This window comes from bacterium, from assembly GCA_013360215.1.
In the GTDB taxonomy this organism is placed as follows: domain Bacteria; phylum CLD3; class CLD3; order SB21; family SB21; genus JABWCP01.
Genome location: JABWCP010000012.1, coordinates 51,532 through 70,668, shown reverse-complemented (window position 1 = coordinate 70,668; position 19,137 = coordinate 51,532). Strand labels below are relative to the sequence as shown.

At 48.2% G+C, this 19,137-nt stretch carries 11 protein-coding genes; 1 reads left to right on the top strand and 10 read right to left on the bottom strand.

The window, feature by feature from the left end; all coding sequences use genetic code 11:
* Positions 1-14: 14 nt before the first annotated feature.
* Positions 15-1,793 carry a response regulator gene (locus HUU58_09500; GenBank protein ID NUN45907.1) on the top strand — a complete coding sequence of 593 codons (1,779 nt, stop codon included), beginning with the start codon at positions 15-17 and terminating at the stop codon, positions 1,791-1,793.
* Between the two features lie 176 nt (positions 1,794-1,969).
* On the opposite strand, the gene HUU58_09495 is transcribed toward HUU58_09500, so the two are convergent.
* The 10 genes from HUU58_09495 to HUU58_09450 form a co-directional block, all read right to left on the bottom strand.
* On the bottom strand, positions 1,970-3,997 hold the full coding sequence (locus HUU58_09495; GenBank protein ID NUN45906.1) for a Na/Pi symporter: 2,028 nt from the start codon (positions 3,995-3,997) through the stop codon (positions 1,970-1,972).
* 266 nt (positions 3,998-4,263) lie between these two features.
* Complete coding sequence (locus tag HUU58_09490) at positions 4,264-4,917, bottom strand: rhodanese-like domain-containing protein (protein NUN45905.1); 654 nt, start codon at positions 4,915-4,917, stop codon at positions 4,264-4,266.
* Positions 4,914-5,513, bottom strand: a complete 600-nt coding sequence (locus tag HUU58_09485) for a YeeE/YedE family protein (protein ID NUN45904.1) — start codon at positions 5,511-5,513, stop codon at positions 4,914-4,916. The genes HUU58_09490 and HUU58_09485 overlap by 4 nt, the downstream gene beginning before the upstream one ends.
* Positions 5,510-6,028 carry a YeeE/YedE family protein gene (locus HUU58_09480; protein ID NUN45903.1) on the bottom strand — a complete coding sequence of 173 codons (519 nt, stop codon included), beginning with the start codon at positions 6,026-6,028 and terminating at the stop codon, positions 5,510-5,512. The genes HUU58_09485 and HUU58_09480 overlap by 4 nt, the downstream gene beginning before the upstream one ends.
* A gap of 56 nt (positions 6,029-6,084) precedes the next feature.
* On the bottom strand, positions 6,085-7,026 hold the full coding sequence (nrfD, locus tag HUU58_09475; GenBank protein NUN45902.1) for a polysulfide reductase NrfD: 942 nt from the start codon (positions 7,024-7,026) through the stop codon (positions 6,085-6,087).
* A gap of 7 nt (positions 7,027-7,033) precedes the next feature.
* On the bottom strand, positions 7,034-7,573 hold the full coding sequence (locus HUU58_09470; protein ID NUN45901.1) for a 4Fe-4S dicluster domain-containing protein: 540 nt from the start codon (positions 7,571-7,573) through the stop codon (positions 7,034-7,036).
* Between the two features lie 2 nt (positions 7,574-7,575).
* Positions 7,576-9,768: a molybdopterin-dependent oxidoreductase gene (locus tag HUU58_09465; protein NUN45900.1), complete on the bottom strand. Its 2,193-nt coding sequence runs from the start codon at positions 9,766-9,768 to the stop codon at positions 7,576-7,578.
* Between the two features lie 21 nt (positions 9,769-9,789).
* Positions 9,790-11,058: an outer membrane protein transport protein gene (locus HUU58_09460; GenBank protein ID NUN45899.1), complete on the bottom strand. Its 1,269-nt coding sequence runs from the start codon at positions 11,056-11,058 to the stop codon at positions 9,790-9,792.
* 198 nt (positions 11,059-11,256) lie between these two features.
* Positions 11,257-15,585, bottom strand: coding sequence for a response regulator (locus HUU58_09455; protein ID NUN45898.1), 4,329 nt, complete (start codon positions 15,583-15,585; stop codon positions 11,257-11,259).
* Positions 15,586-15,879: 294 nt separating this feature from the next.
* Positions 15,880-19,077, bottom strand: coding sequence for a hypothetical protein (locus HUU58_09450; GenBank protein ID NUN45897.1), 3,198 nt, complete (start codon positions 19,075-19,077; stop codon positions 15,880-15,882).
* Between the last annotated feature and the right edge of the window lie 60 nt (positions 19,078-19,137).

Sequence of the window (19,137 nt, the reverse complement as noted above, 5' to 3'; positions counted from 1 at the left end):
AAAGGTTTTTTTAAATGACGATATTGATTGTGGACGATGAAAGAACTTCCGTAGACGCTTTAAGTTTGGCTTTGGGGCAATCCGGTTATTCGGTAGTGACAGCGTTAAACGGCAAAGCGGCACTTACAATCCTGGCCGGTCAATCACCGGATTTGATCATATCGGACATTATGATGCCGGAACTGGACGGATTCGGTTTTATCGAAGCCGTTCGCAGACAACCGCGTCTTGCGTCCATACCGTTTCTGCTGATGTCGGGCGACAAAGATCCGTCATTGACGGCCAAAGCCATTCAAATGGGAGCCATTGATTTTTTACCAAAACCGATCAATCTGAATTTGTTGTTTTTGAAAATTCAGGCATTGTTTCGATTTGTGGACGCCCAACGGTCCAGCGGTATTCTGCGAAGCGGTTCGCTCGTGCTCGGAAAAATCGAAGAACTCATCGCGTCGGCGGAAAAAGAAGGGGTTCACGGAATTTTAACTATCCAGAGCGATCATGGTGTCGGCTCGATCGAGTTTAATCGCGGTGTATGCGAAACGATCGTATGCGGTGAATTAAAAGACTCGGAAGCGCTGGAGACGATGCTGCAGTGGAGCAGCGGTTCATATTATCTCGCACGGCGCCCCTCTGAATTAACCGAAAGCGAAAACAAAATGCCGGTATCGGTGCACTCAACGAAGGAAGGAAACGCGATGAAAAGTGAGGATTTTTCTAAACCTATAGCGATTGCCGAAGATATTTATTTTGTCGGCGACAGAAAAGAATCGCGTATTCTTCAGATTAATCCTTTTTTGCGCGTGTATAACAATAAGGTCAATTTTTTGGTTGATCCCGGACCGACGATTGACTATACGACGATTTCCGGAAAAATCGGCGAAGTGATCGGTGATGTGTCCAAGGTCAATTTATACAGCCTCAATCATCAGGATCCCGATGTAGCTTCCAATACGTTTTTCCTCAAGTCGGCCAACCCTAAAGCTATTTGCCTTACATCGGAAGACACGTGGCGGCTCGTGTCCAGCTTTGGTATTAATAAAGAACGTTTGATTCTTACCGATAAATTGACCAACTGGCAGACCAATCTTCCGACCGGGCATACGTTACAATTTATTCCTACGCCGTATTGTCATTTTCGCGGTGCCGTAATGGTGTACGATATCGAATCCCGCATTCTTTTCTCCGGTGATTTATTCGGAGGACTTACCGGTACGGACAATTACGGTTTGTGGGCCGATGAAAGCCATTGGGACGGAATGCGCGCATTCCACGAACTCTACATGCCGGCCAATAAAGCGATTCAATTTGCCATTGATCAGATACGTAAGCTTGATCCGGGGCCGGTGATGATCGCTCCGCAACACGGATCGTTGATTCGCGGCGCATTGATACGTGAATTTCTAGATCGTATGTATTCCCTCAAAGTCGGTGTTGATCTTTTGGGGCGTACGGAAGATGATCAATTATTGGGACAATACCTCGAAGTAGCCAAGATCGTATATAAAAAGGCACAAGCTATGGTCAGCAATCCGGATCGAATATTAGCCAATTTTGCGGGCAATGCCGAAATCCAGGAACTCATGACGATCAACGATAAAGACGTAGTAAAAATCAAAAAGAATGCTAGCCGTGCGTTAGAGCTTTTCCTGTATGCGCTCAGTGATCACCAGTCGTCGCGCGTTTCCAATCAAATCAAAGCGCTGATGCTGCAAGAAACCATGATACGCCAACTTCCACCGCCGACTTTTGCGATCGAAGAAGCCATGGATCTTGGAATGGAAAGCTTTACTTAGTATGCTTACCGGGATGATTCACATTCGTCACGGTGAGCGGCGTCGAACCGTGACCAAGTTTAGTACAATCAGGCTTTGACTTCGCTCGGACTGAAGAGTTCTATTCCGATAAGTACGTTACTCAATAAAAAAAACCTCCGTAAGCGCGGAGGTTTTTTTTATTAGAGTCCAATACATCAAAGATTGTGTTGTTCCACTATTTCATGCGCCATCTTGACGGAGAAAATATGAATTCGCTGCAATGCCGTGAGCAAATCAAAGTGGTATTGACTGCTGACAAAGAGTTGTTCGTTGCCACCCTGAAGGCGTGTCATATGCAGCTGGCGCAGCCGCACTTCCTCTTCGGAAACCGTATGTTTGTTTTTAATGATATGTTCGGCCATGACGGCGTCTTCTTTTTCAAGTGCCGTGAGTACCGCGTCAAGCCGTTCATGTATCATACCGTAGAAACGTTTTAGCTCTTCCAGCCCTTCCGGAGAAAACGTCACGTGATTATCCGCATAACGTTCGGCCAGATTGGCGATGCTGTCACCAAGGCGTTCGGCCATATGCCGCAAATCATCAATGGTGAGCAGAAGCCGCATAAGTCGCCGGCTCTGCGTCAAACTGATACTCTTTTGCGATAAACGCGTCAGATAACGCCGGATTTCACCCTCGAGGAAATTCACTTGTTTCAACTGTTCGCGCACTTTGGCCACTTTTTCCTCGTTTTCTGAGGAAAAAAGATTCATGGTATTGTCATACATGGCACGTACGATAGTGACCAACCGCACTTCTTCACGCTGGGCATTCTGCAAAGCAATGTCCGGAGTTTCTAAATAGGCGTTGTTAAGGTATTTCGGTTTGAACGCATCCCCTTCGGCTTTTTCGGGAATAATTTTGGTGATCAATTGAGTCATCAGCGGTACAAATCCGATCAGGATCATCGCCGTCATGATATTGAATATCATGTGCCCATTGGCGATCTGACGCGCCACGGCTTCGGTACCCATCCAGGAGGTGATACTCTGGATGAACGCTTCGAACGGGGTGAGGAACGGCGTGAATAAAATTACGCCGATCACGGAGAAAGCCGTATGGGCCAAGGCCGTACGTTTGCCGTCGGTTGTCGCACCGATGGTAGAAAGCAAAGCCGTTGCGCATGTACCGATATTGGCGCCAAATACAAGCGGCATGGCGGATTGTAAAGAAAGCAGCCCTTCTCCGGCCATGACGACGCACAAACCGATCGTCGCGCCGCTGGATTGAATAATGGCCGTAAACACAGTGGAGGCGAGAATACCGAGAATCGGAGAGTTTCCAAATTCGATCAGCCACGCGATGAAAGCCGGCATGGATTTTAACGGATTAATGGCCTGCGACATCACGGCCATTCCGAAAAATATAAAACCGAATCCGAGGATGATTTCACCCATATAGATGTAAAATTTTCGTTTCGTTGCAATCGTCATAAGAAATCCGGCGCCAACCAGCAACAAAGAATAATCGGAAACATTGAAGGCTATCAATTGTACGGTGATCGTAGTGCCGATATGGGCGCCCATGAGTACGCCGATGGCTTGTTGTAACGTCATCAAAGCGGAGCTAACCAATCCGACGACCATCACCGATGTGGCCGAACTGCTTTGCACTATGGCGGTCACGGCAATACCGACAAGCAATCCCAAAAAACGGTTACTGGTCAATGCGCCGAGAATAGTACGTAAACGATCGCCGGCTACTTTTTGTAGACCGCCGGAACCCAAATTCATCCCGTATAAAAATATGCCCAAGCCGCCGATCAATCCGAAAATCAAAAACATCCACCACATTGTGCGTTGGGCGCGAACGATGATATGCGGTGTATCGCCGGTCATGCCGTCCGTCCGGGCAATGATGATATAATCACCCGCATGATCGCCGAGACGAAAACTTGTTTCGGCAATACCTTCGGCGTTGGTTACCGCTTCAGCTTGCCCGAGTTTTTCGCCTTTAGATTTTGAAGGTCGTTCGATGATCTCAAATAGGACGATGCGGTTACTTACAGGTTTCCCGTCGGCGTTGAGCAATTGGACACGCAACGGCGCTCCAAGATCTTCGTTTTCAAGTCCGACAAATAATTTCTGACCGGGTTGGTAAGAAATATTCTTTAAGATCAACGTGTCTTGAGCGTAAAGGGGTAAACTCAAGGCCATAATCAAAATAAAGTTGGAAAGGCTTCTCATGATGATTCTCCGAAACCTGAAGACGACCTGGCGGCCGTTCAGCGTAGGTAAAAAATATGAAGATACATGCGCGTTAAATTTCACAAACAAAAACAGAAGTTGCAAACGGTTTTCACGGTATCCAAAAGAAAAGACGTTCTTTGAGGAACGTCTTTGCATTACAAAATCATATGTATCAATCTATGGGCATATCGTCAGCCCGCATGTTTTTCTAAATATCCTATGCCATAGGGGATTTAGCCATGCGAAAAGTCATATAAATTTGATCAACATCCTTCTTTTTTCTTTTTTCCGGTTTTAGGTGCGACGGCTTTAGCGCCCGCAGGGGCTTTGGGCATCGGTGTCGCCACTGATTTGACGGCCGCGGTAGATTGTTCGCCTTGTGCTTCGCCGCCAAAAAATTTGGCAACCGCCGCGGACTTTTCAAACTGCCTCAGGGATTCCGTATCGTTTTTTGATGGCTTGTGCGGATACAAAATACGATCCTGCCATTCTTCCAGTCCACCCCGCAGCATATATACTCCATTGTAGCCGCGGGCTTTGAGTACAAACCACGCCTGCGAAGCATGAATACCGCCATCGGAGTAGAAAATAATTTTTTCGTTACGGCGCAATTCGGCCTGATGGAGTTCGGCGAGCGGCACGGATTCGGCTGAAGGAATGTGGTACGTCTCGAACGCTTTGGCGTCGCGGATATCCAGCAGTCTGTAATCCGAGCGGCCTTGAATGATCCAGTCGGCCAATGTTTCCACGGCGATGTGATCGGTCTCTTTAGCGACGTCCATCAGCATGGCTTTGCTGTCTATCGTATAAAAAGAACCGCGTTGCGGCGTACCGCCGATCAATGCCAATAAACCGAGCAGCATCGCGACGACGCCGAGCTTCTGCGTTAACGTGAGATCACGCCATCGGTTTTTCACGATGCACCTCCTTGGGAGGCCATTTTTCTCTCGCCCCACTCGGCGGCGGCAAATGCGCCGATCGCCATGACAACGACAAGAAATACGACGGTGCCGTACGGCAGATTGAGCCATTGCGGCAGAGTGATCGCACCCATCGGCGTCGCTGTATAAAACGATTCGACGTAAGGAAAAATAAATCCGAACGTAAAAATTCCTCCGAAAATACCGGCCACATAAACCATCGCGTCCATTCGTCCTGTCGAACACGCCACGACCGAAGTGCCCGGACAATATCCGCCGATCACAAATCCGAACCCAAGCAGAAGGCCTCCGACGATTTGCGGAAGAAGAAATGTGGGATTGATATAAATCAGATCGAGATCAAGCAAGCCAAACCATGAGAACCAATATACGCCCAGCATGGCCGTCACGATCGCACTAAACATGACTTTGAGTACGCTCATATCATAAAAATAAAACTGTGCAGCGAGTTTTACACCGCTGCCAAATCCGGCGCGTTCAAGAAAAAAACCAAACCCGATACCGATGATAAAAGCCACGATCAGGCTCGCTTCGTCACCGAATAATCCATATTTGAAAAAAGGTGCGTTCATGTCCATTGCCTCCTCAAAAAATAAGCCAGTCCGTAAGCGCCGGCGAATACCATCAGCATAAATGCCCAGCTTCCGAGATTAAGCACGGCGCCGCCGGTCAAGGCTTGCCCGCTCGTGCAACCCCGAGCAAGTTTTGCACCAATGCCCATCAGCATGCCGCCTGCAAAAGCAAACAAGAGGCGTGATCGGACGGAAATGCGCGGGCCTTTTTCGACGGATTTTTTGATACGTCCGGCCAGAAGACCGGAAACCAATCCGCCGACAAAAACGCCGAGCACTTCAAAAACTAACCAATCTTTGAGCGGACTGCGTGTGCCGTCACCGAGGTATTCGCTGTAAAACGTATTTTGGTGTGCATACTCCGGCGCTACGGCATTCACAGTAACGGCCGTCGTCGTAGTAAACGCACCCGATGCGCCAAGTCCACGCCCCATGATCAGATACGACGCTAGCAAAACCAACCCGAGGCCGATGCCGGACAGATATGGATTCCAGTACGGCTGCGGTAGCTTCATGGCGCGATGTTCATTAAAATGTTCTTCTGAAGATGCCATAGATTACTCTCCGAATATTAGTGTACAATAGTCCAGTGTGAAGCCTGCCCGGCATATACGATAACAAATCGTAAAATGAGCCCGCCCAGCATCACCATGATCGGCGCTATCGGCGTATGTTGTATTTTATGATTGACCGCCAGCAGTTGGATGATCAAAGGAATGATGATGCCGCAACCGACCACAAATACCCAGAATACCGCAGCGTAAGGACCGTTTAATATCAGCCTTGCTGCGGTTTGTTGCGCTTGTGCGGAACTCAACATACCTACGATGAACAGCGTGATTACAAACAATTCAAAAATCAAAAATGCATTATCCGCTTTCGCTGAAATCTCTCGTTCGACAGAATCTGTCGTGACGAGGTGAACGAAAGCTGCCGCGGCGGATATTCCGGACGTGAGAAAAAGTATCCATAGCATAGAGCTATTCCACAACGGCCGTGCCGCCAGCCCGCTTAAGAGAACACCCGTGTATATCCCCAATATCGCACCCACGATCATATTGAGAACACCGATGTTTTTGATGAGATAAGGATGCGCATGGATGCGTTCCGAAAATTTATCAAACAGATGAATGCGGTTACTAAAAGCCTCCGGAATGCGCACCAACGTATTGAGAAGTAACGAAGGATAGACTAACAGTAAAATCCAAGATCCCCAGGACATCGGCGAAGTGATTTCAAATGTCGTATAAAGACGCCATACATAAGGCTTGTGCTCAAGATCGAGAAATAAGGAAAACATACCGAGGCTCAGTAAGGCCAAACTCACATGCGGTAAATAAAAAGAAGAGAAGTGATCATGTTTATGATGGCCTTTAAGCGTAAAATAACCGGACAAAATCATAAACCCTGCCACCAATCCGCCAAGAAAAAGATACACGGGGATTTCCCAGCCCCAAATGTGCAGCGCGGGATCAATCATCGGATTCATGCGCGTATGTGTCAATTCGTTCATAGCGTCCTCACGTGAGATAAAAAATATTCGGTTGCGTACCGGCTTCCGGTAAATTCGTATGGTAACCGCGTTTCTGCAGAAGTTGAGAAACTTTACTATTAGGGTCATCCAGATCGCCAAAGTACATACAATGCGTAGGGCAAACGGACACGCAAGCCGGCTCAAGTCCTTTTTCCACGCGATGAATGCAGAATGTACATTTGTCCACATAACCTTCGGGATGAACAAAACGCGCATCATACGGACACGATGCGACGCATGCTTTGCAGCCGATACATACATCATGATCGACCAGCACGACGCCGCCATAGTCATGCACATGACTCGCACCGGTAGGGCAGCATGTCACACACGGTGGATTGGAACAGTGATTACAACGTTCGGATCGAATTTCGAGACGCACGTCGGGAAACTTTCCTTTGGCTTCGGTCGTGATCCAGTCGCGATTGTATCCTTCGGGAACCTGATTTTCAGTTTTGCAGGCCACGACACAATCCATACATCCGACGCATTTTCGGGTATCTATGACCATTGCGAGACGCGCCATGGCTAAGCCTCCATTTCCAGAGTGACAAAATTATTATTCATACCGGTGCCGCCCATCAAGGGATCGGTATCGTAGCGTGTGATAAGCTGTGCATCGCTGGCACCACGTCCGAAAGCGCGCTTGAGCGCTTTGGCGTTATGCCCAAATCCGTGCACCATATACACGCAGTCGGTGCGAATGCGTTCCGTCGCTTTGATTTTGATTTTAGTACTGACCACACCGTCCTGATTTTTGAGACGAACATAATCGCCGGATTTTAAACCGTACCGTAACGCCATGTCCGCATTGACCCACAGTTCGTTTTCATTCATCATATCCATCAGTACGGGGTTGGTATGCGTACGGCTAAACGAGTGCACCGGCGCACGACCAAACAAAAGCCGAAATGAACCCGGTGGCGGTTGAGGCGGGGCTACATATTTGGGTACCGGTTCAAAACCGGCTTCTGCGAGTTGGGATGAATAAAATTCTATTTTTCCTGATGGCGTGGGAAATTCGGCCGGTACGCCTTCATCGAAATAAACCGGTTTTTTTTCGCCGAGGAGGATTCCGTTTTTTTTCAGTGTTTCATAACTCAATCCCGCCTGCCGAAGCCGCGTTTCAAAATACGATTCGATATGAGTCCACGGATAATAATGACCGAGCCCGAGTTTTTCGGCAAGACGCTTGGCCATCCACCAGTTGGGCTTCTGCTCATGCGGGGCAGATACGACGGGTTGGCGCAGTGCCACAAACGGATCGCGGAACCATTCGACATTAAGATCGTCGTGCCGCTCAAGATACACCGACTCCGGTAATATCACATCGGCCCAGCCGGCGATTTCACTGGGAATAACATCAATCACGACCATCAGATCGAGATTCTGAATGGCCTTGATCGTTTCTTCCTCATTAGGCAAAGCATGCAGCAGATTGGTTGCGTACACAAACCAACCTTTGATCGGATAAGGTTTACCGGTGAGTGTCGCTTCGCGTATGCCGGTGGTGATCGTTTCGTGCGCAAAGGGATATTTATGACCGGGGTTATCCACTTTACCTTTATCCGATTTGGGATAAGAGGGATAGGGGAAAGCCGGCACATCCATACTGACCGGCGTATAAAAACCGCCTTTGCGTCCCCAGCTGCCGAGCAACGCGTTAAGCAGAGCAATGCCACGGCTGCGTTGGGCATCATTCCCATACCATGTGACGTGGCGTCCCGGATGCACGAGTGTCGCAGGTTTGTATTGTGCCATCACGCGGGCGGTAGTGCGAATCGTTTCCGGTTCAATGCCGGTTTCAGGATATGCCCACTCCGGTGTGTAAGTTTCCAAAGCCGCAACCAATGCGTCGAAACCAAAACCATACTGTTCGACGTACGCTTTATCATAAAGATTTTCTTTGATGATGACATGCATCCACGCCAAGATCAGCGCGAGATCGGTACCCGGTTTGATCGGGAGATAATGCTGCGCTTTGCTGGCTGCGACGGAATAGCGCGGATCCACGACGATGATCGTCGCGTGATTGTCTACGGCTTCGGCAAATTCCTGAACCTGCGTATTGTGCATATTTTCGCCGAGATGCGATCCGATCAAAACAAGACACTTGGCGTTGCGGATGTCGGTGCGCTCGGGTGAACTTACATCTTCACCGAAGGTGAGGCGAAATCCGACATCCCGCGGACCGCGGCATTGGGCAAACGAAGGCGCCGCGATATTGGGTGAGCCGTAGGCTTTGATCGTATGCTTAAAAAAATTACCGCCGATGCCATGGCTAAAGAGTGCCACGGATTCCGGACCGTATTCGGTTTTAATTTTTTTCATTTTTTCGGCGATGAAGTCCAGCGCTTCATCCCATGTGACGGAGGTCCATTCTTCGGCGCCTTTTTCGCCGCGGCGGATCAGGGGCGTACGCAGCCGATCCGGATCGTAGTGTGCGCCGACCCCGCCTGTGCCGCGCGGACACAAGCGCCCGCGGCTAAGAGGATCTTCCGGATTACCTTCCAGTTTCCACAGCTGACCTTCTTTGACATGCGCCAAAACGCCGCACTTCCAAAAACAGATATCGCAATATGTCGGTATCACTTCTACTTGTCCGGAAGGTTTTTCCAACGCGGCTAAACGATCCGCCAAAGTATGAGCGGCGCCGGCCGCGATGGTTGCGCCGGCTGTAAATCCGGCCCCGATTTTTAAAAAACGTCTGCGTGATAACATGATGTAATCGCCTGTTAAGTATTAGAAACCTAAACCGATTTCAAATTCCCATTGATTCATTTTGAGCGCAATCGCTTGTTGCCCCGGAGCTTCCATCGGATTGGCACCTTTGACTTCATTGGAGAAACCGCGCATGACAGCCAAACTGATTTCGTATTTCGATCCGATTTTTTTGCTGGCGCCAAACGTGAGATGATGTTCGATCACGCCGGGTGCGAGGATGTTAAACATCACTTCGCTCGTGGGGATAGGTTGTTTGCCGTAGTTGTAGCCGACGCGGGCCGACCAATCGTTGCCGTGACGATATTCGCAGCCGATTTTGTAAACCGTCATATCGTTCCAGCCAAATCCGGCACCTTTTTTGTCGCCGAGTAAAATGTCGTTTTGAAAATCAGCCGGTTTCATCGGATTGCCGACGGATTTGACGGAGCTATAATAGATTTGAGTAAGGTCTGCCGCGAGCGTCCATGCGGAATTAATATCCCATGCTAATCCGGCATTCCATGTGGCCGGCACATCAAAATCACCCTTTTCCGCAAAGAGGCCTTTGTAGTCGTTGAATTCGGTCATCCATATACGCGTTTGGTACGATGCGCCGATGCGCAACTGCGGCGTGATCTGTCCGCTATAACCCAGACGAGCGCCGTATCCGTAAGCTTTATCCGATTTATTGTCCGTGAGTTTGGTGTTGTATCTTGAAAATCCGCTGAAGGCTGTGAGCCCTTTGGCTTCGAACCATTGGTACCCGAAAATCGCGGTAACGCCAAAAGCATGGTTGTCGGTCACTTTATATGCATAACTCGTATTGACAAAAAGTTGTGATAGATTAACACCCGTGGGTTTGGTCGTATTAAACGTATTGGTTTTATAATCGGTATTCATTCCGCCGTTGCCAAAAATAGCAAAATTGAAAGCGGATTTTTCATTGATCAGGCGATTGTAACTCAGGGATGGAATAAAAAATCCCGTACTTTTACTTTTGACCGTTCCCGGTGTGAGCGGAAACGTATTGGGAAAACCGGAAGGTGAACCGCTCACGGCGTATTGCCGGTTGGGATTAAAGAAAGCAATACCCAGTCCCCAGTTGTTTTGAATATAAACGGCATTCGCCGGGTTCGTGATGGCGGAAAACGCATTAAAGGTCAACGCGGTGGATACACCACCCATACTTTTTTGTTTGGTACCATAGCCATGTGAAAAATATCCGTCGGTAGCCCAAGCCTGATTTATAAAAGCCAGTATATAAAAGAGTGTCAGGGTACGGGTAAAGGAGTGTAAAATAGATTTCATACGATCTCTCCAAAGTGGAAGTACATAAAAACTAATTAGTTACATAACCATTTAGTTATTTATTTAAACTAAAAGGAGAGCTGTTTTGCAGCTCTTCCTTAAACTATCATGTTATGGGAGATTTGTCTATGATCGGGATGAGGAGTCGGGATGATAAAAATCAATTTTTCGAAAATTACATATATCAAAAAACCGGTATTATGACGGTATTGCAAACGGTAACATTATAATGAAGCGCACCGGCTGGGACGGTTCCGACACGCAGCGTATCTGTCCGTGGTGACGGCGAATGATGCCGTAAACAGCGCTTAAGCCCAGTCCGGTACCTTTGCCGATGGGTTTGGTCGTAAAGAAGGGTTCAAATATATGTTCGCGAATTTCGGGTGCAATCGGGAAGCCGTCGTTTTCTATGATAAGTTCGACATATTTCTCATCGGTTTTGTTCAGATGAATGGTAATATGACCAAGAGACCGGTTTTCAATGCGGTTGCGTTCACGTACATAATATGTCGCGTTCATAAGGATTTGTGCTATCGCTTGATTGAGATCGCGCGGAAAACAATCAATCATGGGCACCTGTGCGATATTTTTTTCGATGCGAATATCGGATTGCATTTCGCCGGCTAAGAGCGTGAGAATGTTATCCACCATATCGGACAGATCAACGAATTTACGTTCGGCTTCATCCAGACGTGTGAATTCACGCAAGTGTTGCACGATCGCGGCAATGCGTTTGGTTCCGCTCATGATATCGGTGACAATGGGTTTAATATTCTCATCCGGATGTAGTTTGGCTAGCCGTGATTCCAAAACGGAAAGATTACCTGTTACAAAGGAGAGCGGATTATTGATTTCATGTGCGACACCGCGGGCAAGATGTCCTAAAGAAGCCATTTTTTCTTGTTCGATCAACTGCAGTTTCATGGCATGGATGCCGAGCAAATTGCGCATGCGTGCTTTCAGTTCATTAGCGCTAAATGGTTTGGCGACAAAATCGTCCGCACCCAGATTGAGGCTTTCCACTTTGCTGGATTCATCGGCGCGTGCGGTGAGCAGTATGACCGGAATGTGGCGGGTGCGTTCATCGGATTTGATACGACGGCACAATTCCATTCCGTCCATATTGGGCATCATCACATCGCTGAGCACCATATCCGGAAATTCCCGTTGAAGCAAATCCAACGCCGCGGCGCCGTCGTGCGCCATGATCATGCGGTATTCGTCCCGCAAGAGGTTATATAAGTACAAACGAATATCGGCGTTATCATCGGCGATCAATACCTTAGGCTTATCGGCCGTTTGACGCTCCGTCGGATCCGGCGCTGATATTTCGGGAGTAATGTTATGTTCGGATGAAAGTGCGGCGATGGAACGGGCGTAAATAAATTCGGTCTCCGTTTTTATTTCAGCATGAGGTGTGATCGTACCGGATAAATGTTCTTCGCCGGTAAAAAGCGTTATCATAAAACGTGTGCCTTTGCCGACCGTGCTTTCGACAGTGATCAAGCCGCGGTGCATCTCCACATAATCGTGGACCAGCGAAAGACCTATTCCGCTCCCCAGTTGATCGGCTTCGACACCGTCCGCTTGATAAAAACGCTGAAAGATGTGGCCGAGATGTTCCTGCGGAATACCGCGTCCGCTGTCTTCGACAAAAATGACAACCGACGGACGATGCGTATGTTCACTATGTTTGATCGTAATTTTTATAAACCCTTGCTCGGTAAACTTGATCGCATTAGAAATAAGATTTGTCAAAACGCGTTCCATCGCATGAAGGTCATAGTACAATTGTATTTTCTCGTCGGAGGTCTCCAGCGAAAGATGAATGCCTTTACGCTGAGCCGCCGATTCAAACATAGAAGTCAGTTCGCGAACAAAAGGAACCAGCGGTCGAAGTGAAGGATGAAACTGAACCCGATTGGACTCAAGCCGGGCTGCCTCCAGAAGTTGATTGATCAAACCCAATAGTTGCTTGGCTTGACGTAACATGAGTTCAAATGAAACGCGTTGATCGGCCGAAAGCGTGGCGGATCGCAATACATCTTCCAAAGGTCCGATGATCAATGTGAGCGGGGTACGAAATTCGTGAGAAATATTGGTAAAGAAATTGGTTTTTACTTTATCCAATTCGATCAATTTTTGTGATTGCGACTGAATGACCTGCTGAGATTTTTCGATCTCGCGTTTAGCTTCCTCGGATTCCCGCAACGCGTGTTCGGTTTTTTCTTTTTCCTCGCGCAGATTACGTGTGCGTTCCTGTACAAGCCGTGTCAGTTCTTCCTGACGTTCGTGCAGTTCGCGCACACGCGAACGGTAATACGTAAAACCGAGATACAAAAGGAATACACCGGACAAACTGTAAAACCACACGGTCTCAAAAAAATACGGATCAATTGAAAATAATACTGTCGCCGGTTGCGAGGACCAAATGCCGTCGCTATTGGAAGCCATCACCTCAAAGCGGTATGCACCGGGCGGTACATTGGTATAGACGGCATGACGAGTTTTTTCGGCTTGGATCCATTCTTTATCAAAACCGATAAGCCGGTACATAAATGTGTTGTTTTCCGGAGCGGTAAAACTTAAACCGGTAAATGTAAATTCGATACGGCGGTGTCCCGGCGTCAATTCGATTTTTTCACCTAAGGTGATGAGTTTTTGTTCAGCCAGCATGCGCTCAATGACGACCAGCGGTGACGGGGAAACGCGCGACAACAAACGCGGATTCACGGCAGCAAGACCTTTACCGGTCGGATACAGAAGCCATCCGCCGCGGGTCATCCATGCGGCGGGTTGTGTAGTGCCATTGCATTCGCTGCTGCGCATACCGTCGCTGCGGCCAAACACTTTGCATGGTATAACGGGTATTATTTTCTGACGGTATCGTTCAAAATCTTCTTTGGCGACGCGAAACACGCCCTTACCGCAGCTCATCCACAGATAACCTTCGCCATCTTCCAGAATGGAATACATGTTTTCGTTGAATAAACCATCGGCCGTCGTAAATATGGCGATGGAGTCGTTTTGTAAGCGGTTGAGTCCGTTACCAAATGTACCCGCCCACAGCGTATTGGTTTTGTCCACATACAGAGATAAAAAAATATCAGATGACATACCGTTTTTGGAATTGTATGTGACAAAGTTTTTTCCGTCGAAGCGACTCAGTCCGCTATTGGTGCCAAACCACATTCGCCCGAGCGAGTCTTCCGCTATAGCGATCACGACGATGCCGGCTAAACCTTGTTTGGAGGTATATTGTTGTACGTTTTGAGGTTTGTAAGATACCGCACCAGCGCCGCCGGTGCCGATCCACATCGTACCGTCGCGCGCGCGCAGCATGGAGAGAATGACCAAGGGTGGAATTTTGAGGCGCGCATTCCATGATTCGAAACGTACCTCATTCCATACAAAAACACCTTCGCGCGTGCCGACCCATATTCGTCCGTCTGTATCTTCCGCAAAAGAACGCACTTTGGTGTTGGTCAGTCCGCTGGATTCACCGAGATTACGGATCGTATCGCCGTCAATGATCGAAACGCCGGCTTCGGTACCGACCCAGATGCGAGCACGGCTGTCTTCGAATACGACGTTGGCGCTGTTGTCTTTAAAACCTTCAAGGGTCGTATAAGTGATAAATTTTTCATCACGCAGACGGTTAAGCCCGCTACCGTTGGTGCCAAACCACAAATTGCCGTCGCGATCTTCCAGCAGACACATGACTTTGTCGAGAGGAAAATTCGATTCATCCATAAATCGTTCAAAGCGTCCGTGATGTTCACGATAGAGACCGCCATCGGTAGCCAACCAGCGATTACCGTTTTTATCACGAGCGATCGCATTGATAAAATTATGAGGAATACTTTTGGGTGCTTGCAAGTGTGCGATGCTATCTCCCTTGATACGATACACGCCTTTGCCGAGTACCGTAATCCAAATGATATCCGTGCTGTCGGAAGTGATCGAAGTGACGTTTTTGTCGGCAAGTTCGTGCGCGAAAATTTTACGAATCACGCCGTTTTCCATTAAACTGAGTCCGACCGAAGAGCCGATCCAAAGCCGTCCTTTACGATCAAAAAACAGCGAACGTACGGAAGTATGCGTTAAACCTTCTTTTGCCGTATAGGTAATCCACGACGTATCGCCGCGAGTGACCAATCCGTCGCGCGTAGCGAACCACAAGCGCCCTTGTTCGTCTTCGGCCATATGCAAGATATACGCACTGGGGAACTTCTCCGTTAATCCGTAAGAAATAAATTTTCCGTTCTTATAATGCACTAGGCCTCCGCCTATGGTACCTACCCACAAACCACCGGAGCGATCTTCGAACATCGTGATGATTGCATTATTGCGAATGGCCGGCGTATTACGCTTATCAAAAACTTCAAAGCGTACACCGTCAAATCGTACAAGCCCATCCAACGTGCCACACCAGATATAGCCGTCCCGCGTTTGGATCATAGAGGTAATATTATTTTGTGGCAGCCCCTGATCGGTCGTCCACATCGTATGCATGTATTGTGTCACGCGCCGATCCGGATCCAGCGCGTATAAGGAACCGGTGACGAAAAGGCAATGTAACCAAATCAGGGTTATTTGAACACGGCTTCTAAGAGGATGACATGATTGCATAAATACACTATGATTTTTTTATATGTAATTCAAAATGGATATGCTGCCTTTGCCAACTTGATTTCCAATTCAAACTCGGTCGCTACAGTGAGTGGCGATCCGCCGTTTTATTAAAAATTCAATCCGGTCGGATCGGAGTTGGTTGTATGATGGGTCTTTCCTTGTATAAACGATAAAATGATTCGTTTGCTATGAAGTGAATCTTGGCAACTCCACGACAAAGGTACTGCCTTTACCGAATTCACTTTCGGCCCAAACCTGGCCTTCATGCATTTCGACGATTTGTTTGACGATAGACAAACCCAAGCCTGTAGATGTCTCTCCGCCGGTAGGTTTGGCTGAAAGACGTTGAAATTTACCGAAAAGTTTTTTCATATCGTCGGTAGTCATTCCGGGACCTTCATCCGTGATTCGAATTATGATTTTAAGTTCATTCATGCCCAAATCTACGCGTATTGTTTTATCGTAATCGGAATATTTGATCGCGTTACTGATCAGGTTATCCAGCGCTTCGTAGAGACGGTCACGGTCGGCGTTAACATAGAGTCCGGGTACAGTTTGTACCTGCACATGTTGACGTTTTCGTTCCAGCATTTGTTGATTACTAAAAAGAACCTGTTCCACCAAATCGGATACATCTAATTTTTCTTTTTGCAGGACGACTTTTCCGCTTTCCAGGCTAACCGTATTGAGAAGACCGTTAATAAGATGAAGCATGCGATGGGCCGCCTTGCGAATATAACCCAGATCGCGCATGGACTGAGCTTTATCGTCATACGCTTCGATGATCAGATCGGTATAACTTATGATAGCCGCTAACGGATTTTTTAAGTCATGGGATGCCATACCGAGAAATTGTGTTTTAAGCTCATTGGCGCGCAACGCCTCTTCGCGTTGACGTTCGGCTTCGATGCGTGCGTCCTCGGTGCGTTTTTTTTCTTCTTCCAGATTATGCGTGCGCAGTTTGACCAATGCGGCTAGTTCCTTTTCACGGTGCATCAAGTGGCGAACACGCCAACGGTATAATGATAAAGCCGCAGCGATCATACCGCCGAAAATGAGAAGCAAAAACCACCGTGTTTCGTAAAAATGCGGACGAATCGTAAAAGAAAACGAAGTCGGCTCCGATGCCCAGATGCCGTCGTTGTTGCAGGCGATGACTTTAAAAGTGTATTCGCCGGGATGAAGTCCCGTGTAGAATGCCGTGCGTCGTGTACCGGCATCCATCCAATCGGTGTCAAATCCTTCGAGTTTAAATTTGTGAAATACGCGCTGCGGAGCGAGAAAACTCAAAGCGGCGTATTGAAACTCAATTCGCAAAATACCGGGCGGCAATACCACATCGTTTTGTATCGGCCATGATTGCCCATCGGCTATGCATCGTTCGATCACCACGGGTGGCGGTACAGGGTTGGTTTTTATTTTATCCGGATCGATGACCACGGCGCCTTTAGGGGTGGGAAACCAAAGCTTTCCGTCGGATGTTTTGTGCGCACGTCCCGAAGGGGTTGTTTGGCTGGTCTTCATACCGTCCGGTCTGCCAAAAAGAAGCGGGGTCAATTGATTGGTTTTACCGCGCGCGACATCTTCAAAATCCTTTTTACTGATGCGAAAAATTCCTTCTGCACCGCCAAGCCAGATGTAACCGTGATTATCTTCGAGGATTTCAAATGCCGCATCGGCCGGCAAACCTTGGCGTACGGTGAGCGAAGCAAACGGCAAATCTGTGGCGCGTGGATCGTAGCGCGTAATGCCGCTTTGCGTCGCAAACCAATATACGCTGTCCCGGTCACAGTGTATTGCAAAAACAATATCGCTGCTCAATCCGTCTTTCATCGTCAGTACTCTGAAAAAACCTTTGTTACGATCGTAGCGTGCAGCGCCGCCACCATCCGTACCGGCCCACACGTTGCCATAGATGTCTTCGTACAAACATAAAATAGATGTGGTAAGCAGGCCGTCTTGCATGGTAAAAGTACGGTGGCTGCCGTCTGGTTTGATCAATCCGATACTGTTGATAGTGCCGATCCACAGATGGCCTTCGCGGTCTTTAAGCATATCACGAATGTTGCGAAAGGCGTGGTTAATCGCAGACGGAGCCGGCGCGAATCGTCCACTGGCCGGATTAAAAATATCTAAACCCGCACCGTACGTGCCGACCCACAGGCGGCCCCTGGAATCACGAACAATGCCGCGTACCTGATTATTGGAAAGCCCGTTGGCCGTCGTGTAATTTACAAAACGGTTGCCCGAATAGTGCGACAAACCGCCCTCCGTACCAAACCACATATCGCCGTTATGTTCCTGTACGATGGGATAAACAACCGGGTGCACCATTCCGTTGGCGGATGCATAAGTGATAAATTTTCCGTCACGCAGGCGATTGAGACCACCGCGAAATGTGCCGATCCACAAACTGCCTTCCCGATCCTCAAAAAGCGCCGAAATTCGATTATTGGTTAATCCTTCTTTTTCTGAAAACTGCTCAAGGGAAATCAATTCGTTTTCGTCGCGGAAACTTCCGGGTTTGGCGCGAAAAAGACCCATACCATCCGAACCCAACCAAACATTGCCGTCACGGTCATACCACACACGCCAGATGGATTCCGGGGGGAGCCCGTTTTTAGTTGTAAAATGGCGCAGTTGATTTTCTGAAATTTGAAAAACGCCGGGGTTGGTGGTGCCGATCCATATCCTATTATCGCGATCTACATACATCGAACGGATGCGCTCGCCGATGTTTGCAAACTCCTCAAGGCGGCCTTCGACATAACGATAAATAGTATTTGTAGCGCCTATCCATACGGTGCCGTCGTGATCGGTACACAACCCAAAAACGTCCTGCAGTACATTACTGCGATACATCACGGGTTCAACGGCAAAACTATCTTGTGAAATAATTCGTATTCTGTTTAATCCCTTTCGCGTGCCCGCCCAAACTATTTCATCCTGATCCATCGCCAGTGATAAAACATTGTCATTGGTGAGCCCGTTGGTTACGGCAAGGCGTTGGAAGTTAGGATCTTTAAAGCGATAAATACCGTTGCCGTTGGTTCCCATCCAAATATAACCGTGTTTATCTTCTAAGATTCGCCAGAGCCCGTAACTGAGAAAAGCATCAATGGAACGGCGATTGAAAAGCGTAAATTTTGCGCCGTCAAAACGCGCCAATCCTTCAAACGAACCGATCCATAAATACCCTTCACGGGTTTGATAAAACGACAGTACGGAGATTCCGGGTAAACCGTCTTCTTTCAACCAAACATCGTGCACGTATTGCGTTACACTGCGCTCCGGATCCAGCGCCTTCGTATCGGCAGCCAACATGAAAAGAAAAAGGAAAAAACAAAACAGACGACGAAATATTTTTTTAGATGTGATACTCATGAAGCTTTACTTTCGTAACAGCGTCGGCAGTTTCAAAAAAGGTAGGGGTAACCGGAAAGC